Source organism: Kitasatospora sp. NPDC040550, assembly GCF_055594965.1.
In genome coordinates this window covers 40,750-64,268 of record NZ_JBVIWC010000009.1, presented here as the reverse complement: position 1 = coordinate 64,268, position 23,519 = coordinate 40,750, and the positions used below count along the sequence as shown (strand labels likewise).

Sequence of the window (23,519 nt, the reverse complement as noted above, 5' to 3'; positions counted from 1 at the left end):
GGCATGGACGGCACCAGGCTCCCGGTGGTGGTGGTCGCCGGGCTGCACCCGGACGAACGCCACGCCGCCGTCCAGGAGTTGACGGCCGCCGCGGTGGACGCCGTGGTGCTGCGGCACGACCTGCGGGACGCCTCGCGCGGCCTGGTCCACCGCGAACTGCGGGACGCCGGCGGGGCCTTCGACACCGGGTCGGGCCCGCTGGTGAACGACTGCCCGTGCTGCGCCCTGCGCGAGGACCTGCTGCCCCGGCTGCTGGAACTCGCCGACGGCGGCCGGTACGGGCTCGCGGTGGTCGAACTCTGGGGCGGCAGCGACCCGCACCCCGCGGTCGAGGTGCTCGCCGGGGGCGAGGTGGACGGCCGCCCCCTGGCGGCGGCGATCGAACTCGCGGGCGTGGTCGCCGCCGTCGACCCGGACCGACTGATCGGCGAACTCTCCGTCCCCGACGAGCTGGTGGAGCACGGGCAGCACACCGCCGCTCGGGACGAACGCACCCGCGCCGAGGCGCTCGCCCACCAGGTCGAGTACGCCACCACGCTCGCCGTGCCGCGCGCCACCGCGCACGCGCCGGGGCTCGCGCTGCTGCGCCAGCTCCACCCGACCGCCCGGGTGGTCCGGCTCGGCACCGGCGCGCTCACCCGGGCCGCCCTCGGCGGCTTCGACGTGGCCGCCGCGCGCGACCGCATCAACCCGGCGATCGCGCTGCTCCCCCAGGAGAGCGACGAGGCCGGGGTGAGCACCCTGGTCTGGGAGCGCCGCCGCCCGCTGCATCCGGAACGGCTGCACCGGGCCCTCGAACTGCTCGTCCCGGCCGCCCAGCGCAGCCGCGGCCGGTTCTGGCTGGCCAACCGGCCCGACCTGATGCTCGCCTGGGACGCGGCCGGGGCCAATCTCGCGGTCGAGGAGTGCGGCCCCTGGCTGACCGCCCTGTCCGACGCCGCCTGGGACCGCTACCCGCCGGCCCGCCGCGCCGCGGCCGCCCTCGACTGGCACCCCGTGCACGGGGACCGGGTGCAGCAGCTCAGCTTCACCGCGGCGGGGCTGGACGTCGACGGCCTCACCGAACTGCTCGACTCCTGCCTGCTCACCGACGCCGAACTCGCCGCCGGCGAAACCGGCTGGAAGGCCCTCCCAGACGGCTTCCGGGACCTCCTCGACCCCGTCCGCCTCTGACCGACCCCGTACGCCTCCGGCAGCACCCGAAGGCCCGGCACCACCCGACAAGGAGCCCCGATGGCAGTCCCCAAGCGCAGGACCTCGCGCAGCAACACCCGGCACCGCCGCGCCCAGTGGAAGGCGACCGGCCCGAAGCTCGTCCCGATCACCCTGAACGGTCGGGAGCTGCTCGTCCCGCAGAACCTCGTCCGGGCCTACCGCCGGGGCCTGCTCGACCCGGAGGGGAGGTGACGGCGGGCGGCAGGGGGTGAGCAGGGTCGCGCGGGGCGCAGTGGGGTGTCGGCGCATCCCTCGGGGGTGCTCGGCGGGCGGTTCGGGCCGGGGGTTCGTAGGCTCGACGCATGGCGGATGCGTACGCGGGGCGGCGGGAGCGGGTGAGGGAGCACTGCAGCGCGGCCGGGGCCGATGCGGCGCTGATCACCCGGGCGGCGAACGTGCGGTACCTGACGGGCTGCGCGCCCTGCGGGGCGACCCTGCTGCTGACCCGGGACCGGGTGCTGCTGACGCTGCCGGACGACCTGCCGCCGGACGACTCGGGGGAGCACCTGATCGCCGCGGACGTCACCCAGGTGCCGGTGGTGGCCGGGGCGGACACCGCCCTGGCGGCCGCCGCCACCGCGGGCCGGCTGGGGGTGCGCGACCTGGCGGTCGAGGAGCACGACCTGACCGTCACCCGGCACCGGGCGGTCGCGGGCCTGTTGGAGGGGGGCCGGCTGACGGACCTCGGCCAGGTGGTGGAGCGGCTGCGGGTGGTCAAGGACGAGCACGAGATCGCGGACCTGCGGATCGCCGCCGAGATCGCCGACCAGGCGCTGGGCGAGTTGCTGGAGTCGATCCTGGTCGGCCGGACCGAGCGGCACCTGGCGATGGAGCTGGAGCGCCGGATGATCGACCACGGCGCCGACCGGGCGGCCTTCCCGGTGTCGGTCGGCACCGGCAGCCACTCCGGCCAGCCCGCCCACCAGCCCACCGACCGCCGGGTGGAGGAGGGCGACTTCCTCACCGTGGTGCTGGGCGCCCAGTACCGGGGTTACGGCGTCTCGACCGCCCGGACCTTCGTGATCGGGGCCGCTCCCGCGCCCTGGCAGGTCGAGCTGCACCGGCTGGTCTTCCGCGCCCAGCGGGCCGGCCGGGAGGCGCTCGGCCCGGGCGTGGAGCAGTGCGTACCCGACCGGGTGGCCCGGCAGGTCCTGGAGGCGGCCGGGCACACCGAGGCCTCCCCGCACCCGGTCGGCCACGGCATCGGGCTGGAGATCCGGGAGGCGCCGCGCCTCGGTCCGTCGGACATGGGTAAACTGGACAGCCGCGTGCCGGTCACCGTCGGTCCGGGGGTCCACCTCCCGGGCAAGGGCGGGGTCCGGATCGAGGACACGCTCGTGGTGCGCCCCCTCGAGGAGGGCGGGCCAGAGCTGCTCACCATCACCACCAAGGAGCTCCTCGCCCTGTGACGGCGGCCCCCGGGCCGACGGCGGCAGGACGCGACCCTTGGTTCCTTGACAGCTATATCCAGGAGTAAGTGCGCCCGTGGCTTCCACGAACGATCTCAAGAACGGCATGGTCCTCAAGCTGGAGGGCGGCAAGCTCTGGTCCGTCGTCGAGTTCCAGCACGTCAAGCCCGGCAAGGGCCCGGCCTTCGTGCGTACGAAGCTCAAGGAGGTCCTGACGGGCAAGGTCGTCGACAAGACCTTCAACGCCGGCACCAAGGTCGAGACCGCCAACGTCGACAAGCGCGGCATGCAGTTCTCGTACAAGGACGGCGAGAACTTCGTGTTCATGGACATGGACACCTACGACCAGCTCACCATCGAGCCGGCCGTCGTCGGTGACGCCGCCAACTACCTGCTGGAGGGCTTCGAGGCCCTCGTCGCGACCAACGACGGCGCGGTGCTCTACATCGAGCTCCCGACCTCCGTCGAGCTCGAGATCTCCCACACCGAGCCGGGCGTCCAGGGCGACCGCTCCACCGGTGGCACCAAGCCGGCCACCCTGGAGACCGGTGCCGAGATCCAGGTCCCGCTCTTCGTCGTCACCGGCGAGAAGGTCAAGGTCGACACCCGCGACGGCAGCTACCTCGGCCGGGTGAAGTAAGTCCGTGTCGGCCGCACGTAGCAAGGCCCGCACCCGGGCCTTCCAGATCCTCTTCGAGGCCGACCACCGCGGGGTCGACCCGCAGCAGGTCCTCGCCGACTGGGTGGCGCGCGCCCGCGAGCCCAAGCCTGACGAGGGCACCCCGCAGGTGGGCGAGTACACCATGGAGCTGATCGAGGGGTACGTCCAGCACGCGCGTCGCATCGACGACCTGATCGAGCAGTACGCGGTGGGCTGGACCCTCGACCGGATGCCGATCGTGGACCGCAACGTCCTGCGGCTCGGCGCGTACGAGCTGATCTGGGAGGACGGCGTCCCGGACGCGGTCGTCCTGGACGAGTCGGTCGAGATCGCCAAGGAGTTCTCCACGGACGACTCCCCGGCCTTCGTCAACGGCATGCTCGCCCGCTTCCTGGAGTTGAAGCCGAGCATCCGCCGCTAGGCGGTGCCGCTCGCAGTCGGCCGCAGGCCCCGGAACTCCGGGGCCTGCGGCCGTTCCGCGTTTCACCCGGTGGGCGTAGGGTGGCCCTACTCGTCAGTAACTTCGCCGACGGCGCCGTCGGTGACCCGAAGGGCAGGCCACAGCCATGACCACCGCGACCCGCAGCGAGTTCGACCGGGGCATCGCCCTCACCAGACACCCCGAGGAGGCCGGCCGCTACGAGGCCGAGCTCGGCGCCGGCTGGCAGATCGGCGGCGGGGTCAACGGCGGGCTGCTGCTCGCGGTGGCCGGACACGCGCTGTCGCTGGAGCACGGCCGGCACCCCGACCCGGTGTCGATCAGTGGTTACTACCTGTCCGCCTCCACCCCCGGCCCGGCCACCGTCCGCACCGAGGTGCTGCGCACCGGCCGCGGGCTCTCCACCGGCACCGCCTCGCTCAGCCAGGACGGCGTCGAACGCCTGCGCGTGGTGGCCAGCCACGGCGACCTCTCGGCCGCGGACGGCGAGGTGCGCACCACCGCGACCCCGCCGCAGCTGCCGCCGCCGGACCAGTGCATCGGCGTCGAGCACGCGCCCAAGCAGCTGATCGAGCAGGCCGCCCTGCTGGAGCGCTTCGACCTGCGGCTCGACCCGGCCACCGTCGGCTGGGCGCTCGGCCGGCCCTCCGGCCACGGCCGGATCCAGGGCTGGTTCCGGCTCGCCGACGGCCGCGACCCCGACCCGCTGCTGCTCCTGCTGGTCGCCGACGCGCTCCCGCCGGTCACCTTCGACCTCGGCCTGCCGGGCTGGGCCCCGACCGTCGAGCTGACCGTCCACCTGCGGGCCAGGCCCGCCCCGGGCTGGCTGCGGGTCGTCCACTCCACCCGCAACGTGGCCGGCGGCTACTTCGAGGAGGACGCCGAGGTCTGGGACGAGGCCGGACGCCTGGTCGCCCAGTCCCGCCAGCTGGCCCGGGTGCCGCGCTGAGGCGGCGGCGACCCCTATTACCGGTGGTTACATTTCCGTGACACGCCGTACGTGTGTGGCGCGCGGAACTGGGGAGTAACACGGTCAGCGGCGAGCCCCGCCGCTGACCGTCACCGCTCGACGGCCCTCCGCAGATGTCAGGAGCCACCGATGACCAGCCGCAAGGGCCGCGCCCGCCGCAACTCCGACTGCACCGCCGGCGGCCTGCGCCCCGCGCTGCGGGCGCCGCACCGGCCGCAGCGGGTCGAGGGGGCCGAGCAGGCGTTCGTCCTCGGTGTGCTCACCAATGCCGCGGACTTCGCGCGGGCCCGGGCCTGGGGCGTGTGCGACGCCCCCGACTACGAGCGCTACCTGGCCGACACCGCCGAGCTGCTGGCCGACGCGCTGGAGCGGTTCGAGACGGTCCGGGCCCGGATGTTCCACCCGCAGGACTTCGAGGAGTTCTGCCTGCTGCACGGCCTGGACCCGGCCGAGCCCGCCGCCCGCGACCGCTACCTGGTCAACCCGCCGTTGCAGACCCAGCTGCTGCCCTACCAGGGCGAGGAGCTGGCCGGGGACTTCGTGCCGCGACTGGTCCGGGCCCGGGAGAACGGGCTGACGCTCTGCCACGCCGACCTGCTGCTCGACGGCGGGCTGTACGGGGGCGCGGGGGAGGCCGACGAGGAGCACGCGCGCTGGGTGCGGGCCGCCTACCAGCGCGGTGGCGAGGTGTTCCGCCGGATGCTGGTGGGCGCGGGCGCCGGGGTGTACGAGCTGCGCGTGCGGGTGGACGCGCCGGGCGGGCGGCTGGCCGCGGCGGCCCGGGTCCTGCAGTGGGAGGACGGCGTGGTGCGGATCAACGACGAGGACCTGGAGCTGGTCTGCGCGGTGCTGTGCGCCGGGCTGGCGCTGGAGCTGCCGGGCGTCGCGGTACTGCACGGCTCGCAGGGCACGGCGGCCTCCGGCGGGGCCCGCGGTGCGGACGCCGACGGAGCCCGCGGCGGCGCCGCCGACGAGTGCTTCCTGCCGGCCGCATGGGCCTGGTCGAGCAGCGGCCCGGACTGGGCGCCGGCCGCCCGGCCGGTGCGGCTGGACGGCGTGGCGGCGCAGCCGGGCTACAGCCTGGGCACGGTCTGCTGAGCCGGTGACCGCCCGGCACACCGCGGCGCGGCCCCCGGCACCGGGGGCCGCGCCGTGACGTTTCTGCTGGCCGTTGCCGGCCTAGACCCGCTTCCCGGCGGAGCCGGTGTGGCGAGCGTCAGCTCGCGTCCTCCTCGCGCACCGCGCGGCGCGCGTCGGGGTTGAGCACACCCCAGGAGATCAGCTGCTCGGTGAGGATCGACGGCGACTGGTCGTAGATGACGGCCAGCGTGCGTAGGTCGTCCTGGCGGATCGAGAGGACCTTGCCGTTGTAGTCGCCGCGCTGGCTCTGGATGGTCGCCGCGTAGCGCTGCAGCGGACCGGCCTTCTCGGACGGGACCTGGGTCAGTCTCTCCAGGTCGAGGACCAGGCGCGGCGGCGGCTCGGCCGCGCCGCCGGGGGTGCCTCCGGGCAGCAGTTCCTGCACCGGCACGCCGTAGAACTCGGCGAGCTCGGCCAGCCGCTGCACGGTGACCGCACGGTCGCCGCGCTCGTACGAGCCGACGACGACTGCCTTCCAGCGCCCCTGGGACTTCTCCTCGACACCGTGCAGGGAGAGCCCCTGCTGAGTGCGGATCGCTCGGAGCTTGCCTCCGAGCTGCTTCGCGTAGTCGCTGGACATTGATCTCCCCGGACGAGATTGCTTCGCGTTCAGTGGTGGGTCACGGGCGTTGCCGGCGTCGTTACCGGTGGGTTCGACGCCTGTCTCGTAACTCACTGTGAGGTTACGTAGAGTAAGGTAGTTGCGTCAAGCCGAATGGGGCAGTCGTGCGAATGGCCCGCATCATCGGCGCATCCGGTGCGTGAACCCGGAGAAGCGGAATGGTGGAGGTCCGTTTGCCGTGCGGCGCGCTGATAGGATGACCCGAAGCCCACGCCCGGTCGGCGGGGGCGCAATCCCAGACATCCTTTAAGGCCCGTCCAGTGAGGCGGGGAAGGAGGTCCGCTTCGGCATGACCACACATCACGAACCCACGCCGCGGCCGCCGCACCAGGTGCTGGACGGCACGGACATCGCCCGGGTCGTCACCCGGATAGCGCACGAGATCGTCGAGCGCGCCAAGGGCGCGGAGGACGTCGTGCTGCTCGGCATCCACACCAGGGGCGTCCACCTCGCCCGCCGCCTGCACGGCCGGCTGGCCCAGATCACCGGGCGCGAGATCCCGCTGGGCACCCTGGACATCACCATGTACCGGGACGACCTGCGGTTGAAGCCCGCCCGCGCCCTGGAGCACACCGAGATCCCGCCCGGCGGCATCGACGGCAAGCTGGTCATCCTCGTCGACGACGTGCTGTTCTCCGGCCGCACCATCCGCGCCGCGCTGGACGCGCTGAACGACATCGGCCGCCCGCGCGCCGTGCAGCTCGCCGTCCTGGTCGACCGCGGCCACCGCGAGCTGCCGATCCGGGCCGACTACGTGGGCAAGAACCTCCCCACCTCGCTGCGCGAGGCCGTGCAGGTCCGCCTGGCCGACACCGACGGCGTGGACGCCGTCCTGGTCGGCGACCGCGACCACACCGCCCGCAGCACGCAGGCCCTGGCCTCCCAGCCCACCGAACCGCACCTCCCGGAGTAGCCGCGTGAAGCGCCACCTCGTCTCCGCCGCCGATCTCAGCCGCGACGACGCGCTGCTGATCCTGGACACCGCCGAGGAGCTCGCCCAGCTCTCCGGCCGGGCCGTCAAGAAGCTGCCCACGCTGCGCGGCCGCACCGTCGTCAACCTCTTCTTCGAGGACTCCACCCGCACCAAGACCTCCTTCGAGGCCGCCGAGAAGCGGCTGTCCGCGGACGTCATCAACTTCTCCGCCAAGGGTTCGTCGGTCTCCAAGGGCGAGAGCCTCAAGGACACCGCGCTCACCCTCCAGGCGATGGGGGCCGACGCCGTCGTCATCCGCCACCACGCCTCGGGCGCGCCGGCCCGGCTGGCCCAGTCCGACTGGCTGCACGGCAGTGTGATCAACGCCGGTGACGGCACCCACGAGCACCCCACCCAGGCCCTGCTCGACGCCTTCACCATGCGCCGCCACCTCAACGCCGGCCTCGGCAACGACCTGGCCGGGCGCCGGATCACCATCGTCGGCGACATCCTGCACAGCCGGGTCGCCCGCTCCAACGTGCACCTGCTGACCACCCTCGGTGCCCAGGTGACCTTCGTCGCCCCGCCGACCCTGCTGCCGATCGGCATCGAGAACTGGCCCTGCGAGGTCAGCTACGACCTCGACAGCGTGCTGCCCAAGACCGACGCGCTGATGATGCTGCGGGTGCAGCGCGAGCGGATGAACGCCGCGTTCTTCCCGACCGAGCGCGAGTACAGCCGCCGCTACGGCATGAACGGCCTCCGGATGGCCCAGCTGCCCGGGCACGCCATCGTGATGCACCCCGGCCCGATGGTCCGCGGCATGGAGATCACCGCCGAGGTCGCCGACTCGCCGCGCTGCACCGTGGTCGAGCAGGTCGCCAACGGCGTCTCCGTCCGGATGGCCGTCCTGTACCTGCTGCTCGGCGGGGCCACCCTCGCCGACACCGCCGCCGCCCCCCGCACCGACTCCGTGGAGACCGCCCAGTGAACGAGCGCAGCGAGCGAACCGACAACAAGGTCAGCTACCTGATCCGCAACGCCAGGATCCTGGGCGGCGCCCCGCAGGACCTCCACCTCGCCGACGGCGTCATCCAGGAGATCGGCACCGGCCTGGCGGTCGAGGCGGACATCGAGATCGACGCCAGCGGCATGATCGCCCTGCCCGGCCTGGTCGACCTGCACACCCACCTGCGCGAGCCCGGCCGCGAGGACGCCGAGACGGTGCTCACCGGAACCCAGGCCGCCGCGATGGGCGGCTTCACCGCCGTGCACGCGATGGCCAACACCACCCCGGTGGCCGACACCGCCGGCGTGGTCGAGCAGGTCTGGCGGCTCGGCCAGGAGGCCGGCTACTGCGACGTGCAGCCGGTCGGCGCCGTCACCGTCGGCCTGGAGGGCAAGAAGCTCGCCGAACTCGGCGCGATGCACGAGTCCGCGGCCGGCGTCCGGGTCTTCTCCGACGACGGCAAGTGCGTGGACGACGCGGTGCTGATGCGCCGCGCCCTGGAGTACGTCAAGGCCTTCGACGGTGTCGTCGCCCAGCACGCCCAGGAGCCGCGGCTGACCGAGGGCGCCCAGATGAACGAGGGCCAGGTCTCCGGCGAGCTCGGGCTCGGCGGCTGGCCGGCCGTCGCCGAGGAGTCGATCATCGCCCGCGACGTGCTGCTCGCCGCGCACGTCGGCTCCCGGCTGCACGTCTGCCACCTCTCCACGGCCGGCTCGGTCGAGATCGTCCGCTGGGCCAAGTCCAAGGGCTGGGACGTCACCGCCGAGGTGACCCCGCACCACCTGCTGCTCACCGACGAGCTGGTCCGCTCCTACGACCCGGTGTACAAGGTGAACCCGCCGCTGCGCACCGCCGAGGACGTCCAGGCACTGCGCAAGGCGCTGGCCGACGGCACCATCGACGCCGTCGCCACCGACCACGCGCCGCACCCGGCCGAGGACAAGGACTGCGAGTGGGCCGTGGCCGCGATGGGCATGGTCGGCCTGGAGACCGCGCTGTCGGTCGTCCAGCAGACCATGGTCGACACCGGCCTGCTGAACTGGGAGGGCGTCGCCGACCGGATGTCGCACCGCCCGGCCCGGATCGGCCGCCTCACCGGACACGGCCGGCCGATCTCGGTGGGTGAGCCCGCCAACCTGGTGCTCTTCGATCCCGCGTACCGTGGGGCCGTGAACCCCGAGAGCTTCGCCACCCGCAGCCGCAACACCCCTTACAAGGGCATGGACCTGCCCGGACGGGTGCACGCCACCTTCCTGCGCGGCCGCGCCACGGTGCTGGCCGGCGAGCTGGCCGAGCAGGGCGGCCTGGCGTGACCGGCTACGTCACGCTGGCCAGGGAGCAGGCGAGGGTCACCGACTGGCCGGGCTACATCGGCTGGTCGGTCGGACTGCTGGTGATCATCGGCCTGATCTACTGGCTGATGCGCCAGGGCTGGAACTGGCGCCGCACCCTGCAGTCCGGGATCCCGCCGCTGCCCGCCGTGCCGGCCCGCGCCGGACGCACCATCCTGGAGACCAGCGGCCGGTACCACGGCACCACCACCGCCGGGAACTGGCTCGACCGGGTCGTCGCGCACGGCCTGGGCACCCGCAGCCGGGCCGACCTCACCCTCGGCACGGACGGCCTGCTGGTGCGGCGCCCCGGCGACGTCGACCTCTGGATCCCGGCCGAGCACCTCACCGGTGCCCGGACGGACTCCGGGATCGCCGGCAAGGTCGTCCCCTCCGGACTGCTGGTCGTCACCTGGGCCCACGAGGGCACCGAGCTGGACTCCGGCTTCCGGGCCGACCACCCCGACGAGCACGCCGCCTGGGTCGAGGCGATCAACGAGCTCGCAACACGTACCACGAAGACGAAGAAGACGGAAGAGGCCGCGCAATGACCGCACCTGCCCCCACCACGCAGCGCCAACGGCGGGAGCGCATCCCGGCCGTGCTCGTCCTGGAGGACGGCCGGACCTTCCGCGGCCAGGCCTACGGCGCGACCGGCGAGACCTTCGGCGAGGCGGTCTTCAACACCGGCATGTCCGGCTACCAGGAGACCCTCACCGACCCGTCGTACCACCGCCAGGTGGTCGTGATGACCGCGCCGCAGATCGGCAACACCGGCTGGAACGACGAGGACGACGAGTCCAAGCAGATCTGGGTCGCCGGCTACGTCGTGCGCGACCCCGCCCGGGTGGCCTCCAACTGGCGCTCCCGCCGCTCGCTGGACGAGGAGCTGACCCGCCAGGGCGTCGTCGGCATCAGCGGCATCGACACCCGCGCGCTGACCCGCCACCTGCGCGAGCGCGGCGCGATGCGCTGCGGCATCTTCTCCGGCGAGGCGCTGGCCGACCCGGCCGCCCTGCTCTCCCGGGTGCAGCAGTCGCCCGAGATGAAGGGCGCCGACCTGTGCGCCGAGGTCGCCACCACCGAGCCGTACATCGTGCCCGCCGTCGGTGAGAAGAGGTTCACCGTCGCCGCGCTGGACCTCGGCATCAAGGCGATGACCCCGCAGCGGATGGCCGAGCGCGGCATCGAGGTGCACGTGCTGCCCGCCAACTCCACCCTGGAGGACGTCTACGCGGTCAACCCGGACGGCGTCTTCTTCTCCAACGGCCCGGGCGACCCGGCCACCGCCGACCACCAGGTCGCCGTCGCGCAGGGCGTGCTGGAGCGGGGGACCCCGTTCTTCGGGATCTGCTTCGGCAACCAGATCCTCGGCCGCGCCCTCGGCTTCGGCACCTACAAGCTCAAGTACGGCCACCGCGGCATCAACCAGCCGGTGCAGGACCGCACCACCGGCAAGGTCGAGGTGACCGCCCACAACCACGGCTTCGCCGTGAACGCGCCGCTGGACAAGGTGAGCGACACCCCCTACGGGCGGGTCGAGGTCTCCCACGTCTGCCTCAACGACGACGTGGTCGAGGGCCTGCAGGCACTCGACGTCCCCGCCTTCAGCGTGCAGTACCACCCCGAAGCGGCCGCCGGCCCGCACGACGCCGCCTACCTGTTCGACCGCTTCGTGAAGCTCATGGAGGGCCAGCGTGCCTAAGCGCACTGACATCAAGTCCGTCCTGGTGATCGGCTCCGGCCCGATCGTCATCGGCCAGGCCGCCGAGTTCGACTACTCGGGCACCCAGGCCTGCCGCGTCCTCAAGGCCGAGGGCCTGCGGGTCGTGCTGGTCAACTCCAACCCGGCCACGATCATGACCGACCCGGAGATCGCCGACGCCACCTACGTCGAGCCGATCACCCCGGACTTCGTCGAGAAGATCATCGCCAAGGAGCGCCCCGACGCGCTGCTGCCGACCCTGGGCGGCCAGACCGCGCTCAACACCGCGATCTCGCTGCACAGCGCCGGCACGCTGGAGAAGTACGGCGTCGAGCTGATCGGCGCCGACGTGGTGGCGATCAACAAGGGCGAGGACCGCGAGCTGTTCAAGGGCGTCGTCGAGGCCGTCAAGGCCAAGATCGGCCACGGCGAGTCCGCCCGCTCGGTCATCTGCCACACCATGGACGAGGTGCTGGCCGGCGTCGACACGCTCGGCGGCTACCCGGTCGTGGTCCGCCCCTCCTTCACCATGGGCGGCGCCGGCTCCGGCTTCGCCCACAACGAGGAGGACCTGCGCCGGATCGCCGGCCAGGGCCTGGCCCTCTCGCCCACCACCGAGGTGCTCCTGGAGGAGTCCATCCTCGGCTGGAAGGAGTACGAGCTGGAGCTGATGCGCGACAAGAACGACAACGTCGTGGTCGTCTGCTCCATCGAGAACTTCGACCCGATGGGCGTGCACACCGGTGACTCGATCACCGTCGCCCCGGCGATGACCCTCACCGACCGCGAGTACCAGATCCTGCGCGACATCGGCATCGCCGTGATCCGCGAGGTCGGCGTCGACACCGGCGGCTGCAACATCCAGTTCGCCGTCAACCCCGTCGACGGCCGGGTCATCGTCATCGAGATGAACCCGCGCGTCTCCCGCTCCTCGGCGCTCGCCTCCAAGGCCACCGGCTTCCCGATCGCCAAGATCGCCGCCAAGCTGGCCGTCGGCTACACCCTGGACGAGATCCCCAACGACATCACCGAGCAGACCCCGGCCTCCTTCGAGCCGACCCTCGACTACGTCGTGGTCAAGGTCCCGCGGTTCGCGTTCGAGAAGTTCCCGAGCGCCGACGCCACGCTGACCACCACCATGAAGTCGGTCGGCGAGGCGATGGCCATGGGCCGCAACTTCCCCGAGGCGCTGCAGAAGGCGCTGCGCTCGCTGGAGAAGAAGGGCTCCCAGTTCAACTGGACCGGCCCGCTCGGCGACAAGACCGAGCTGCTGGTCAAGGCCACCGTGCCGACCGACGGCCGGATCAACACCGTGATGGACGCCATCCGGGCCGGCGCCACCCCGGAGGAGGTCTTCGAGTACACGAAGATCGACCCGTGGTTCGTCGACCAGCTCTTCCTGCTGGACGAGATCGCCGGCGAGCTGGCCGAGGCCGAGGAGCTCACCCCCGAGCTGCTGCGCCACGCCAAGCGGCACGGCTTCTCCGACCAGCAGATCGGCGAGATCCGCGGCCTGCGCACGGACGTCGTCCGCGAGGTGCGCCACGCGCTCGGCATCCGCCCGGTGTTCAAGACCGTCGACACCTGCGCCGCCGAGTTCGCCGCCAAGACCCCGTACTTCTACTCGTCCTACGACGAGGAGAGCGAGGTCGCCCCGCGCACCAAGCCGGCCGTGATCATCCTCGGCTCGGGCCCCAACCGCATCGGCCAGGGCATCGAGTTCGACTACTCCTGCGTGCACGCCTCCTTCGCGCTGGCCGAGGCCGGGTTCGAGACCGTCATGGTCAACTGCAACCCGGAGACCGTCTCCACCGACTACGACACCTCCGACCGGCTCTACTTCGAGCCGCTCACCCTGGAGGACGTGCTGGAGATCGTCCACGCCGAGCAGCTGGCCGGTCCGCTGGCCGGTGTGATCGTCCAGCTCGGCGGCCAGACCCCGCTCGGCCTGGCCCAGGCGCTCAAGGACAACGGCGTGCCGATCGTCGGCACCCAGCCCGAGGCGATCGACCTCGCCGAGGAGCGCGGCGCCTTCGGCCGCGTGCTGCGCGACGCCGGGCTGCCCGCCCCCAAGCACGGCACCGCCTTCTCCTTCGCGGAGGCCAAGGCGATCGCCGACGAGATCGGCTACCCCGTCCTGGCCCGCCCGTCCTACGTGCTCGGCGGCCGCGGCATGGAGATCGTCTACGACGAGGCCTCGCTCGCCTCCTACCTGGAGCGGCACGCCGGTCTGATCTCCGAGCACCCGGTGCTGATCGACCGCTTCCTGGACGACGCGGTGGAGATCGACGTCGACGCGCTCTACGACGGCACCGAGCTCTACCTCGGCGGCGTCATGGAGCACATCGAGGAGGCCGGCATCCACTCCGGCGACTCCGCCTGCGCGCTGCCCCCGATCACCCTCGGCGGCTACGACATCAAGCGCCTGCGCACCTCCACCGAGGCCATCGCGCGCGGTGTCGGCGTCCGCGGCCTGATCAACATCCAGTTCGCGCTGGCCGGGGACATCCTCTACGTGCTGGAGGCCAACCCGCGCGCCTCCCGCACCGTCCCGTTCACCTCCAAGGCGACCGCGGTGCCGCTGGCCAAGGCCGCCGCCCGGATCTCGCTCGGCGCCACCATCGCCGAGCTGCGCGCCGAGGGCCTGCTCCCGGCCGAGGGCGACGGCGGCACGCTGCCGGCCGACGCGCCGATCGCGGTCAAGGAGGCGGTGATGCCGTGGAGCCGCTTCCGCGACATCCACGGCCGCGGCGTGGACACCGTGCTCGGCCCGGAGATGCGCTCGACCGGTGAGGTCATGGGCATCGACAAGGTCTTCGGCACCGCCTACGCCAAGGCCCAGGCCGGCGCCTACGGCGCGCTGCCGACCAAGGGCAAGGTCTTCGTCTCGGTCGCCAACCGGGACAAGCGCAACCTGGTCTTCCCGGCCCGGGCGCTGGTCGGCCTCGGCTTCGAGGTGCTCGCCACCGCCGGCACCGCCGAGGTGCTCCAGCGCGGCGGCATCCCGTCCACGCTGGTGCGCAAGCACAGCGAGGGCGAGGGCCCGAACGGCGAGAAGACCATCGTCCAGCTGATCCACGACGGCGAGGTCGACCTGATCATCAACACGCCGTACGGCACCGGCGGGCGCCTGGACGGCTACGAGATCCGCACCGCGGCGGTCTCCCGCGGGGTGCCCTGCCTGACCACCGTCCAGGCCATGGGCGCGGCCGTCCAGGGCATGGACGCGCTGCTGCGCGACGAGGTCGGAGTGATGTCGCTCCAGGAGCACGCCGAGCTGATCAACGCCGGCCGCAAGTAGCACCACCGCAGTGGGGGGCACCGGAGCCGGATCGGTGCCCCCCACTCGCCTGCCCGAATCCACTGCTTGCCCCGGGAGTTGACCCCGCTTTGTACAAGTTCCTGTTCGACCTCGTGTTCAAGCGGATGGACCCGGAGAAGGCGCACCACCTGGCCTTCTTCTGGATCCGCCTGGCCTCCTCGGTACCCGGTCTGCGCACCCTGGTGCGGCTGGTGCTGGCCCCGCGCGACCGGGCGCTGCGCACCCGGGCCCTCGGCCTCGACCTGCCCGGCCCGTTCGGGCTCGCGGCCGGCTTCGACAAGAACGGCGTCGGCATCGACGGCCTGGCCATGCTCGGCTTCGACTACGTCGAGATCGGCACCATCACCGGGGAGCCCCAGCCCGGCAACCCGGCGCCCCGGCTGTTCCGCCTGGTCGAGGACCGCGCGCTGATCAACCGGATGGGCTTCAACAACCAGGGCTCGGCCCGGGTCGCCGCCCGGCTGGCCGCCCGCCCGCACACCAGCTCCACCCCGGTGATCGGCGTCAACATCGGCAAGACCAAGGTGGTCGAGGAGGCCGACGCCGTCGCCGACTACGTCAAGTCGACCGAGCGGCTCGCCAAGTACGCCGACTACCTGGTGGTCAACGTCAGCTCCCCGAACACCCCCGGGCTGCGCAACCTCCAGGCCGTCGACCACCTGCGCCCGCTGCTCGCCGCCGTGCGCGAGGCCGCCGACCGCACCACCGCGCACCACGTGCCGCTGCTGGTCAAGATCGCCCCGGACCTGGCCGACGAGGACGTCGACGCCGTCGCCGACCTCGCCCTGGAACTGGGCCTGGACGGCATCATCGCCACCAACACCACGATCGGCCGGGACGGCCTGCTGGCCGACCCGCAGCGGGTCGAGGAGATCGGCATGGGCGGCCTGTCCGGCGCCCCGCTCAAGGCCCGCGCCCTGGAGGTGCTCCAGCGGCTGCGCGCCCGCACCGGCGGCCGGCTGACCCTGGTCTCGGTCGGCGGCGTGGAGACCGCCGAGGACGCCTGGCAGCGGATCATCCACGGCGCCGACCTGGTGCAGGGCTACAGCGCCTTCATCTACGAGGGTCCGTTCTGGTGCCGCCGGATCCACCGGGGCCTCTCCGCCCGGATCCGGGCCGCGGGCTTCCGCGACCTCGCCGCGGCCGTCGGCAGCGCCGTCCGCGGCGCCTGACCCCCCTGACCGGTCTCGCAGCAGGCCGTACCACCCCTGGAAAGGACGACATGACCCTCGCCCCGTTCGGCGCCCGGCTGCGCCAGGCCCTCGACACCCGCGGCCAGCTCTGCGTCGGCATCGACCCGCACGCCTCCCTGCTCTCCGCCTGGGGGCTCGGCGACGACCTCGCGGGGCTGGAGACGTTCAGCCGCACCGTGGTGGAGGCCCTGGCCGACCGGGTCGCGGTGCTCAAGCCGCAGGCCGCCTTCTTCGAGCGCTTCGGCAGCAAGGGCGTCGCGGTGCTGGAGAAGGCCGTCGAGGAGGCCCGGGCGGCCGGTGCGCTGGTGCTGATGGACGCCAAGCGCGGCGACATCGGCTCCACCATGGCCGCCTACGCGGAGGCCTTCCTGTCGCCCGCGAGCCCGCTGTTCTCGGACGCCGTCACGGTCAGCCCGTACCTGGGCTTCGGTTCGCTGCGTCCGGCCCTCGACCTGGCCCGCGAGCAGGGCTGCGGGGTGTTCGCGCTGGCGCTCACCTCCAACCCGGAGGGCGCCGAGGTGCAGCGCGCCGTCGGGGCGGACGGCGAGCCGGTCGCGGCCTCGGTGCTGCGCCAGCTGGCGGCGGAGAACGCGGACGCCGCGCCGCTGGGCTCCTTCGGCGCGGTGGTCGGCGCGACGCTGGCCGACGCGGGCGTGGACCTGGCCATCAACGGGCCGCTGCTGGCCCCCGGGATCGGGGCCCAGGGCGCGACCATGGCGGACCTGCCGCGGGTGTTCGGCGCCTCGGTGATCAACGTGGTGCCGAGCGTCAGCCGGGACGTGCTCAAGCACGGGCCGTCGGTTCCGGCGCTGCGGGCGGCGGCGGAGCGCTTCGTCGGCGAGTTCGCGGACGCCGTCAAGTAGCCGCCGTCAAGTAGCCGCCGGCGGGTGCCGTCAAGTGGCCGGAGCGGTCCGGCCGGTGGGGCCGCGGTAGCCGATCGGTGACCGTCCGCAGTGTCCGCAGGACGGCGGGGCGGCACCGGAGTTGACGTGAGCGCCGTCACATCGAGCCCGCCAAAGTCTCGCAATCGCGGTCATTTTGCCCTGGAAAGTCCTGGTCGGCCTTGGCTGACCAGGACTTTTCGTGTTCTTTTCCTGACGTGGCGCCGCAATCCGGGTAGTGTCCGGCGATAGGTCATCGGCGAGCCGCGAATCCTGTAGCTCCCGCAGGTCAGGGCCCTGTGGTTCCCCATTGGGCTCCCCTTGCGGACGGTGTCCTAGGTACCGAACCAGTCATAGCTCAATCCCTTCCTTCCACACCCTGAGGTGAACGGCGTGGCTCTTCCGCCCCTTACCCCTGAACAGCGCACCGCCGCGCTCGCCAAGGCCGCCGAGGCTCGCCGGGAGCGCGCCGAGGTCAAGAACCGGCTCAAGCACTCCGGCGCCTCCCTGCACGAGGTGATCAAGGCCGGCAAGAACGACAACGACGTCATCGGCAAGATGAAGGTGTCGGCCCTGCTGGAGTCCCTTCCGGGCGTCGGCAAGGTTCGTGCCAAGCAGATCATGGAGCGCCTCGGCATCAGCGAGAGCCGCCGTGTCCGCGGTCTCGGAACGAACCAGATCGCCTCCCTGGAGCGGGAGTTCGGCGGTGGCGCCGCCTGACCGTGCCCCCGTGGTCCCAGGATCGTCCGCGATCCGGGATAATCGGTGCATGAGTGAGCGTCCGCGGCTGACCGTGCTCTCCGGCCCCTCGGGGGTCGGCAAGAGCACGGTCGTCGCTCATATGAGGAAGATGTACCCCGAGGTCTGGCTCTCGGTGTCGGCCACCACCCGGCACCCGAGGCCCGGCGAGAAGAACGGGGTCCAGTACCACTTCGTCGACAACGACGAGTTCGACAAGCTGATCGCCAACGGCGAACTGCTGGAGTGGGCCGAGTTCGCGGGGAACCGCTACGGCACCCCGCGCGCGGCGGTGCTGGAGAAGCTGGAGCGTGGTGAGCCCGTCCTGCTGGAGATCGACCTCCAGGGCGCCCGCCAGGTGCGCGAGTCGATGCCGGACGCCCAGCTGGTCTTCCTGGCTCCGCCGAGCTGGGACGAGCTGGTCCGTCGGCTGACCGGCCGGGGCACCGAGCCGCAGGACGTGATCGATCGGCGGCTGGAGGCGGCCAAGGTCGAGCTCGCGGCCGAGGCCGAGTTCGACAGGACCCTTGTCAACACCTCCGTCGAGCAGGTAGCGGCCGAACTGCTAGCCTTGCTCGGTGTAGCCTGACCTGTCAGTCTTTTCCACCCTTTCGGAAGGTTTTCGCGTGTCCTCTTCCATGACCGCGCCCGAGGGCATCATCAACCCGCCGATCGACGAGCTGCTTGAGGCCACCGACTCGAAGTACAGCCTCGTGATCTACGCCGCCAAGCGCGCGCGCCAGATCAACGCTTACTACTCCCAGCTCGGCGAGGGCCTGCTGGAGTACGTCGGCCCGCTGGTCGACACCCACGTGCACGAGAAGCCGCTGTCGATCGCGCTGCGCGAGATCAACGCCGGCATGCTGACCGCCGAGGCGGTCGAGGGCGCCGCCTGAGGCAGCCCCGCGACTTCCCCGGAGGGCCGGGCGGAAACCTTTCCGCCCGGCCCTCCGGCGTTTCCGCGGGCCGGCAGTGCGGGCTCGGTCGCGCGGGTGGTGGGGCACGGTGCGAGTGATCGTCGAGGGGTCGTAGGGTGAGCGGGTTCCCGAGCTGTCGGGTGCCCGATGCGGAGAAAGGCCGGTAGATGAGCGCGAGTGCGGACGCCCCCCGCGTGGTCCTCGGTGTCAGCGGCGGGATCGCCGCCTACAAGGCGTGCGAGCTGCTGCGCAGGTTCACCGAGTCCGGCCACCAGGTCACCGTGGTGCCCACCGCGGCGGCGCTGCACTTCGTCGGCGAGGCCACCTGGGCCGCGCTGTCCGGCCGCCCGGCCGCCACCGAGACCTGGGAGCGCGTGCACGAGGTGCCGCACGTCCGGATCGGACAGCAGGCCGACCTGGTGGTGGTCGCCCCCGCCACCGCCGACCTGATCGCCAAGGCCGCCCACGGGCTCGCCGACGACCTGCTCACCAACACCCTGCTCACCGCCCGCTGCCCGGTCGTGGTGGCGCCCGCGATGCACACCGAGATGTGGGAGCACCCGGCCACCCGGGAGAACGTCGCCACCCTGCGCCGCCGCGGCGTGATCGTGCTGGAGCCGGCCGTCGGGCGGCTGACCGGCAAGGACACCGGCAAGGGGCGGCTGCCCGAGCCCGGCGCGATCTTCGAGGCCTGCCGGGCCGTGCTGCGCCGCGGCGGGGCGGTGTCGACCGACCTGGCCGGCCGGCACCTGGTGGTCTCGGCCGGCGGCACCCGGGAGCCGCTGGACCCGGTGCGCTACCTCGGCAACCGCTCCTCCGGCAAGCAGGGCTACGCGCTCGCCGTGACCGCCGCGGCCCGCGGGGCGAGGGTGACCCTCGTCTCGGCCAACGCCGAGCTGCCCGACCCGGCCGGGGTGGACGTGGTGCACGTCTCGACCGCGCTGGAGCTGCGCGAGGCGGCGCTGGCGGCGGCGGCGGACGCGGACGCGGTGGTGATGGCCGCGGCGGTGGCGGACTTCCGGCCCGCCGAGTACGCCACCGGCAAGATCAAGAAGGTCGAGGGGGTCGAGCCGGCGCCGGTCGCGCTGGTCCGCAACCCCGACGTGCTGGCCGAGCTGTCGGCGCACCGCCCCCGTTCGGGCCAGCTGGTGGTGGGTTTCGCGGCGGAGACCGACGACGTGCTCGCCAACGGTCGCGCCAAGCTCGCCCGGAAGGGGTGCGACCTGCTGGTGGTCAACGAGGTGGGCGACGGCAAGGCCTTCGGGCAGGACGTCAACGAGGCCGTGGTACTGGGAGCGGACGGCAGCGAGACCCCCGTACCGGTGGGCCCCAAGGAGGTGCTCGCGGACGTGGTCTGGGATCTGGTGGCAAAGCGGCTGGAATCGGGTCGGAACTGATCGATTCCCGCTCGAATCCCGATGGATTCCCGCTTGAGAACGTTCTTGATTTCCGGAAGCGGGTGACGTTCGGCGGAAGCAGCCGGTTAGACTCCAGGAATCAAGTCTTTCCGGATGTCCCCGGTTCGCCGGGGGCCTTCAGTCAGCAGCCGCTGCAACCCCAGGGAGCGCTGTGTCTCGCCGCCTGTTCACCTCGGAGTCCGTGACCGAGGGACACCCCGACAAGATCGCTGACCAGATCAGCGACACCATCCTTGACGCTCTCCTGCGGGAGGACCCGACGTCCCGGGTCGCCGTGGAGACGCTCATCACGACCGGCCAGGTGCACGTGGCCGGCGAGGTGACCACCAAGGCGTACGCCCCGATCGCCCAGCTCGTCCGGGACAAGATCCTGGAGATCGGCTACGACAGCTCCAAGAAGGGCTTCGACGGCGCCTCCTGCGGCGTGTCGGTGTCCATCGGTGCCCAGTCGCCCGACATCGCGCAGGGTGTCGACACCGCGTACGAGGCCCGGGTCGAGGGCGACGAGGACGACCTGGACAAGCAGGGTGCCGGCGACCAGGGCCTGATGTTCGGCTACGCGTCCGACGAGACGCCCGAGCTGATGCCGCTGCCGATCACCCTGGCGCACCGCCTCTCCCGCCGCCTCACCGAGGTGCGCAAGAACGGGACCATCCCGTACCTGCGCCCCGACGGCAAGACCCAGGTCACCATCGAGTACGACGGTGACAAGGCCGTCCGCCTGGACACCGTGGTCGTCTCCACCCAGCACGCCAGTGACATCGACCTGGAGTCGCTGCTCACCCCGGACATCCGCGAGTTCGTCGTGGAGCCGGAGCTCAAGGCGCTGGCCGACCAGGGCATCAAGCTGACCACCGACGGCTACCGCCTGCTGGTCAACCCGACCGGCCGCTTCGAGATCGGCGGCCCGATGGGCGACGCCGGCCTCACCGGCCGCAAGATCATCATCGACACCTACGGCGGCATGGCCCGCCACGGTGGCGGCGCCTTCTCGGGCAAGGACCCGTCCAAGGTGGACCGCTCGGCCGCGTACGCGATGCGCTGGGTGGCGAAGAACATCGTCGCCGCCGGCCTCGCCCGCCGCGCCGAGGTGCAGGTCGCGTACGCGATCGGCAAGGCCGAGCCGGTCGGCCTGTTCGTGGAGACCTTCGGCACCGAGACCGTCCCGGTCCTCAGCATCCAGAAGGCCGTCTCCGAGGTCTTCGACCTGCGCCCGGCCGCGATCATCCGCGACCTGGACCTGCTGCGCCCGATCTACTCCCAGACCGCCGCGTACGGCCACTTCGGCCGTGAGCTGCCGGACTTCACCTGGGAGCGCACCGACCGCGTGGAGCAGCTCAAGGCTGCCGTCCAGGACTGACGTCCCGGCTCTGCCGAGCGGCGCCCACCCCCGTCGCGGGGGCGGGCGCCGCTCTGCTTTGTGCGTCCTGTCGGTGTGACCTGGTAGTACTTGGGAGCGATGAGCAGCACAGGGGAGAACGGGGGCGCCGAGCCGGAGCAGCTGGCGTTCATCCGGGAGACGGTCAAGCGGGCCAAGCCCCGGTCGTGGCGCGGGGCCAAGCGGGCCGAGCACCTGCCGGTGGCCCGGGTCGTGGTGGACAAGGGCGTGCTCACCATCGACAAGCTCTTCGACTACGAGGTGCCCGCCGCGATGGCCGAGGAGGCCCAGCCCGGCGTCCGGGTCCGGGTGCGTTTCGGGGCAAGGGTGGTCAAGGGCCAGCGCGAGGGGGGGGAACTGCACGACGGGTTCATCGTCGCCCGGCTGGAGAAGAGCGATTTCGCCGGCCCGCTCGCCCCGCTCGCCCAGGTGCTCTCGCCCGAACCGGTGCTCAGCCCGCAGCTGCTGCGGCTCTGCCGCACCGTCGCCGACCGGTACGCCGGGACGCTGGCCGACGTGCTCCAGCTCGCCGTACCCCCCCGGCACGCCAAAGCGGAGGCCGAGCCCTCCCCGGCGCCGCTGCCGCGCCCCCAGGCCCCGGCGCCCGGGGGCTGGCAGCGCTACCCGGCCGGGCCGGACTTCCTCACCGCGCTGGCCGGCGGCGGCTCGCCGAGGGCGGTGTGGGCGGCGCTCCCGGGGCCCGGCTGGCCGTACGAGATCGCCCGGGCGGTCGCGGCGACGCTGGCCGGCGGGCGCGGCGCCCTGGTCGTGCTGCCGGACCGCCGGTCGGTCGCCCGGGTCGACCGGGCGCTGACCGAGCTGCTCGGCCCCGGGATGCACATGGCCTTGGAGGCCGACCTCGGCCCGCGCGAACGCTACCGGCGCTGGCTCGCGGTCAGCCGCGGCTCGGTGCGCGCCGCGATCGGGACCAGGGCCACCATGTTCGCGCCGGTCCGCGACCTCGGACTGGTCGTGGTCTGGTCCGACGGGGACGGCAGCCACAGCGACCCGCGCGCCCCCCACCCGCACGTGCGCGAGGTGGCGCTGCTGCGCGCCGCCGAGGAGGGAGCGGCCGTGCTGCTCGGCGGGCACGCGGTGACCGTGGAGGGCGCCCAGCTGGTCGCCACCGGCTGGGCCCGGCCGCTGGTCGCCGACCGGGAGACGGTGCGGCAGGTCGCCCCCCGGGTACGGACCGTCACCGACCAGGACCAGCACCGGGACGCCGCCGCCCAGGCCGCCCGGCTGCCCTCGGTCGCCTGGGAGGCCGCCCGGGAGTCGCTGGCGGCCGGGCACCCGGTGCTGATCCAGGTGCCCCGGCGCGGCTACGTGCCCCGGCTCGCCTGCGGTCGCTGCCGCGCACCCGCCCGCTGCCGGCGCTGCGAGGGGCCGCTGGAGGCGCCCTCGGCCGACGCCTCGCTCAGCTGCGGCTGGTGCGGGGAGGCGGAGAACGACTGGCACTGCCCCGAGTGCGGCTCCTTCCGGCTGCGGGCCCAGGTGGTCGGCGCCCGGCGCACCGCGGAGGAACTGGGCAAGGCGTTCCCACGGATCCCGGTCCGGACCTCGGGGCGGGACGCGGTGCTGGACACCGTGCCGGACGAGCCCTCGCTGGTGATCTCCACCCCGGGCGCGGAGCCGGTGGTCGAGGGCGGCACTGGGTACGGGGCGGTGCTGCTGCTGGACGGCTGGGCCCTGCTCGGCAGGCCCGACCTGCGGGCGGGGGAGGAGACCCTGCGGCTCTGGCTGGCCGCCGCCGCCCTGACCCGGCCCGCCGGGGAGGGCGGGACGGTCGTCGTGGTCGCCGAGCCCTCGGCCCGGCCGGTGCAGGCCCTGGTCCGCTGGGACCCGCTGGGGCACGCCGGACAGGAACGGGACGAACGGGCGCAGCTGCACTTCCCGCCGGTGTCGCGGATGGCCGCCGTCAGCGGGAGCCCGGCGGCCGTCGCCGACCTGCTGAACCTGATCCGGCTGCCGGAGGGCGCGGACGTGCTGGGGCCGGTGGCGGTGCCCGCGCTGCGCGGGGAGGAGCAGGAGCGGGCGCTGCTGCGGGTGGCGCCCGGGCAGGGGGCCGCGCTGGCGGCGGCGCTCAAGGCGGCGCAGATCGCGCGGATCGCGTTGCGGACGGCGGAGCCGGTGCGGGTGCGGGTGGATCCGACGGACATCGGGTAGCGGCGGGCGTCGGGGGTGGCGGGCTTGTGGGGGGCGGCAGGCCTGAGGGTGGCGGGCCTCCGGGGGCGGGGTGAGTGGGCCACCCCGCCCCG

Annotated in this window: 22 protein-coding genes; 21 read left to right on the top strand and 1 reads right to left on the bottom strand. The window is 72.8% G+C overall.

The window, feature by feature from the left end; translation table 11 throughout:
* Positions 1–3: 3 nt before the first annotated feature.
* The 7 genes from ACZ58X_RS15585 (at position 4) to ACZ58X_RS15555 (ending at position 5,792) form a co-directional block, all read left to right on the top strand.
* The gene (locus tag ACZ58X_RS15585) at positions 4–1,173 is read left to right on the top strand and encodes a CobW family GTP-binding protein (protein ID WP_470334177.1); all 1,170 of its coding nucleotides are present in this window, start codon (positions 4–6) and stop codon (positions 1,171–1,173) included.
* 60 nt (positions 1,174–1,233) lie between these two features.
* Complete coding sequence (rpmF, locus tag ACZ58X_RS15580) at positions 1,234–1,407, top strand: 50S ribosomal protein L32 (protein WP_470334176.1); 174 nt, start codon at positions 1,234–1,236, stop codon at positions 1,405–1,407.
* Positions 1,408–1,517: 110 nt separating this feature from the next.
* Positions 1,518–2,624: a M24 family metallopeptidase gene (locus ACZ58X_RS15575; protein WP_470334175.1), complete on the top strand. Its 1,107-nt coding sequence runs from the start codon at positions 1,518–1,520 to the stop codon at positions 2,622–2,624.
* 76 nt (positions 2,625–2,700) lie between these two features.
* Positions 2,701–3,264, top strand: coding sequence for an elongation factor P (gene efp / locus ACZ58X_RS15570; RefSeq protein WP_470334174.1), 564 nt, complete (start codon positions 2,701–2,703; stop codon positions 3,262–3,264).
* 4 nt (positions 3,265–3,268) lie between these two features.
* Positions 3,269–3,706, top strand: coding sequence for a transcription antitermination factor NusB (nusB, locus tag ACZ58X_RS15565; protein WP_350508646.1), 438 nt, complete (start codon positions 3,269–3,271; stop codon positions 3,704–3,706).
* A gap of 145 nt (positions 3,707–3,851) precedes the next feature.
* Positions 3,852–4,673: a thioesterase family protein gene (locus ACZ58X_RS15560; RefSeq protein WP_470334173.1), complete on the top strand. Its 822-nt coding sequence runs from the start codon at positions 3,852–3,854 to the stop codon at positions 4,671–4,673.
* 150 nt (positions 4,674–4,823) lie between these two features.
* A complete protein-coding gene (locus tag ACZ58X_RS15555; protein WP_470334172.1) occupies positions 4,824–5,792 on the top strand; it encodes a hypothetical protein in 969 nt (322 codons plus the stop codon).
* 118 nt (positions 5,793–5,910) lie between these two features.
* Here ACZ58X_RS15555 and bldD read toward each other — a convergent pair whose 3' ends face one another.
* Entirely contained in the window at positions 5,911–6,414 is a 504-nt protein-coding gene (bldD, locus tag ACZ58X_RS15550) for a transcriptional regulator BldD (RefSeq protein WP_030056198.1), read from the bottom strand.
* Positions 6,415–6,745: 331 nt separating this feature from the next.
* Between bldD and pyrR the strand changes: the two genes are divergently transcribed.
* From pyrR to ACZ58X_RS15480, 14 genes are all read left to right on the top strand, one after another.
* Positions 6,746–7,369 carry a bifunctional pyr operon transcriptional regulator/uracil phosphoribosyltransferase PyrR gene (gene pyrR, locus ACZ58X_RS15545; RefSeq protein ID WP_470334171.1) on the top strand — a complete coding sequence of 208 codons (624 nt, stop codon included), beginning with the start codon at positions 6,746–6,748 and terminating at the stop codon, positions 7,367–7,369.
* A 4-nt stretch (positions 7,370–7,373) separates the two neighbouring features.
* Positions 7,374–8,360 carry an aspartate carbamoyltransferase catalytic subunit gene (locus ACZ58X_RS15540; RefSeq protein ID WP_470334170.1) on the top strand — a complete coding sequence of 329 codons (987 nt, stop codon included), beginning with the start codon at positions 7,374–7,376 and terminating at the stop codon, positions 8,358–8,360.
* Between the two features lie 38 nt (positions 8,361–8,398).
* Entirely contained in the window at positions 8,399–9,691 is a 1,293-nt protein-coding gene (locus ACZ58X_RS15535; RefSeq protein ID WP_470334341.1) for a dihydroorotase, read from the top strand.
* Positions 9,688–10,260: a PH-like domain-containing protein gene (locus tag ACZ58X_RS15530; protein WP_470334169.1), complete on the top strand. Its 573-nt coding sequence runs from the start codon at positions 9,688–9,690 to the stop codon at positions 10,258–10,260. The genes ACZ58X_RS15535 and ACZ58X_RS15530 overlap by 4 nt, the downstream gene beginning before the upstream one ends.
* Positions 10,257–11,414: a glutamine-hydrolyzing carbamoyl-phosphate synthase small subunit gene (gene carA / locus ACZ58X_RS15525; RefSeq protein ID WP_470334168.1), complete on the top strand. Its 1,158-nt coding sequence runs from the start codon at positions 10,257–10,259 to the stop codon at positions 11,412–11,414. Before ACZ58X_RS15530 ends, carA begins: the two co-directional genes overlap by 4 nt.
* The gene (gene carB / locus ACZ58X_RS15520) at positions 11,407–14,715 is read left to right on the top strand and encodes a carbamoyl-phosphate synthase large subunit (RefSeq protein WP_470334167.1); all 3,309 of its coding nucleotides are present in this window, start codon (positions 11,407–11,409) and stop codon (positions 14,713–14,715) included. Before carA ends, carB begins: the two co-directional genes overlap by 8 nt.
* Before the next feature lie 89 nt (positions 14,716–14,804).
* Complete coding sequence (locus tag ACZ58X_RS15515) at positions 14,805–15,908, top strand: quinone-dependent dihydroorotate dehydrogenase (RefSeq protein ID WP_360230025.1); 1,104 nt, start codon at positions 14,805–14,807, stop codon at positions 15,906–15,908.
* Positions 15,909–15,958: 50 nt separating this feature from the next.
* Positions 15,959–16,792 carry an orotidine-5'-phosphate decarboxylase gene (gene pyrF / locus ACZ58X_RS15510; RefSeq protein ID WP_470334166.1) on the top strand — a complete coding sequence of 278 codons (834 nt, stop codon included), beginning with the start codon at positions 15,959–15,961 and terminating at the stop codon, positions 16,790–16,792.
* Between the two features lie 411 nt (positions 16,793–17,203).
* The gene (gene mihF, locus ACZ58X_RS15505) at positions 17,204–17,530 is read left to right on the top strand and encodes an integration host factor, actinobacterial type (RefSeq protein ID WP_030290269.1); all 327 of its coding nucleotides are present in this window, start codon (positions 17,204–17,206) and stop codon (positions 17,528–17,530) included.
* Between the two features lie 49 nt (positions 17,531–17,579).
* Positions 17,580–18,137 carry a guanylate kinase gene (gene gmk / locus ACZ58X_RS15500; RefSeq protein WP_470334165.1) on the top strand — a complete coding sequence of 186 codons (558 nt, stop codon included), beginning with the start codon at positions 17,580–17,582 and terminating at the stop codon, positions 18,135–18,137.
* A gap of 37 nt (positions 18,138–18,174) precedes the next feature.
* On the top strand, positions 18,175–18,444 hold the full coding sequence (gene rpoZ, locus ACZ58X_RS15495) for a DNA-directed RNA polymerase subunit omega (RefSeq protein WP_188297240.1): 270 nt from the start codon (positions 18,175–18,177) through the stop codon (positions 18,442–18,444).
* A 188-nt stretch (positions 18,445–18,632) separates the two neighbouring features.
* On the top strand, positions 18,633–19,862 hold the full coding sequence (gene coaBC, locus ACZ58X_RS15490) for a bifunctional phosphopantothenoylcysteine decarboxylase/phosphopantothenate--cysteine ligase CoaBC (protein ID WP_470334164.1): 1,230 nt from the start codon (positions 18,633–18,635) through the stop codon (positions 19,860–19,862).
* Positions 19,863–20,034: 172 nt separating this feature from the next.
* A complete protein-coding gene (gene metK / locus ACZ58X_RS15485; RefSeq protein WP_360230017.1) occupies positions 20,035–21,243 on the top strand; it encodes a methionine adenosyltransferase in 1,209 nt (402 codons plus the stop codon).
* Positions 21,244–21,342: 99 nt separating this feature from the next.
* On the top strand, positions 21,343–23,427 hold the full coding sequence (locus ACZ58X_RS15480) for a primosomal protein N' (RefSeq protein WP_470334163.1): 2,085 nt from the start codon (positions 21,343–21,345) through the stop codon (positions 23,425–23,427).
* The last annotated feature ends 92 nt before the right edge of the window (positions 23,428–23,519 follow it).

Bases quoted from the DNA above. Each gene is read 5' to 3' on its own strand.
- ACZ58X_RS15585 (WP_470334177.1), top strand. From the start codon at position 4: ATGGACGGCACCAGGCTCCCGGTGGTGGTGGTCGCCGGGCTGCACCCG.
- rpmF (WP_470334176.1), top strand. From the start codon at position 1,234: ATGGCAGTCCCCAAGCGCAGGACCTCGCGCAGCAACACCCGGCACCGC.
- ACZ58X_RS15575 (WP_470334175.1), top strand. From the start codon at position 1,518: ATGGCGGATGCGTACGCGGGGCGGCGGGAGCGGGTGAGGGAGCACTGC.
- ACZ58X_RS15560 (WP_470334173.1), top strand. From the start codon at position 3,852: ATGACCACCGCGACCCGCAGCGAGTTCGACCGGGGCATCGCCCTCACC.
- ACZ58X_RS15555 (WP_470334172.1), top strand. From the start codon at position 4,824: ATGACCAGCCGCAAGGGCCGCGCCCGCCGCAACTCCGACTGCACCGCC.
- bldD (WP_030056198.1), bottom strand. From the start codon at position 6,414: ATGTCCAGCGACTACGCGAAGCAGCTCGGAGGCAAGCTCCGAGCGATC.
- pyrR (WP_470334171.1), top strand. From the start codon at position 6,746: ATGACCACACATCACGAACCCACGCCGCGGCCGCCGCACCAGGTGCTG.
- carA (WP_470334168.1), top strand. From the start codon at position 10,257: ATGACCGCACCTGCCCCCACCACGCAGCGCCAACGGCGGGAGCGCATC.
- pyrF (WP_470334166.1), top strand. From the start codon at position 15,959: ATGACCCTCGCCCCGTTCGGCGCCCGGCTGCGCCAGGCCCTCGACACC.
- gmk (WP_470334165.1), top strand. From the start codon at position 17,580: ATGAGTGAGCGTCCGCGGCTGACCGTGCTCTCCGGCCCCTCGGGGGTC.
- coaBC (WP_470334164.1), top strand. From the start codon at position 18,633: ATGAGCGCGAGTGCGGACGCCCCCCGCGTGGTCCTCGGTGTCAGCGGC.
- ACZ58X_RS15480 (WP_470334163.1), top strand. From the start codon at position 21,343: ATGAGCAGCACAGGGGAGAACGGGGGCGCCGAGCCGGAGCAGCTGGCG.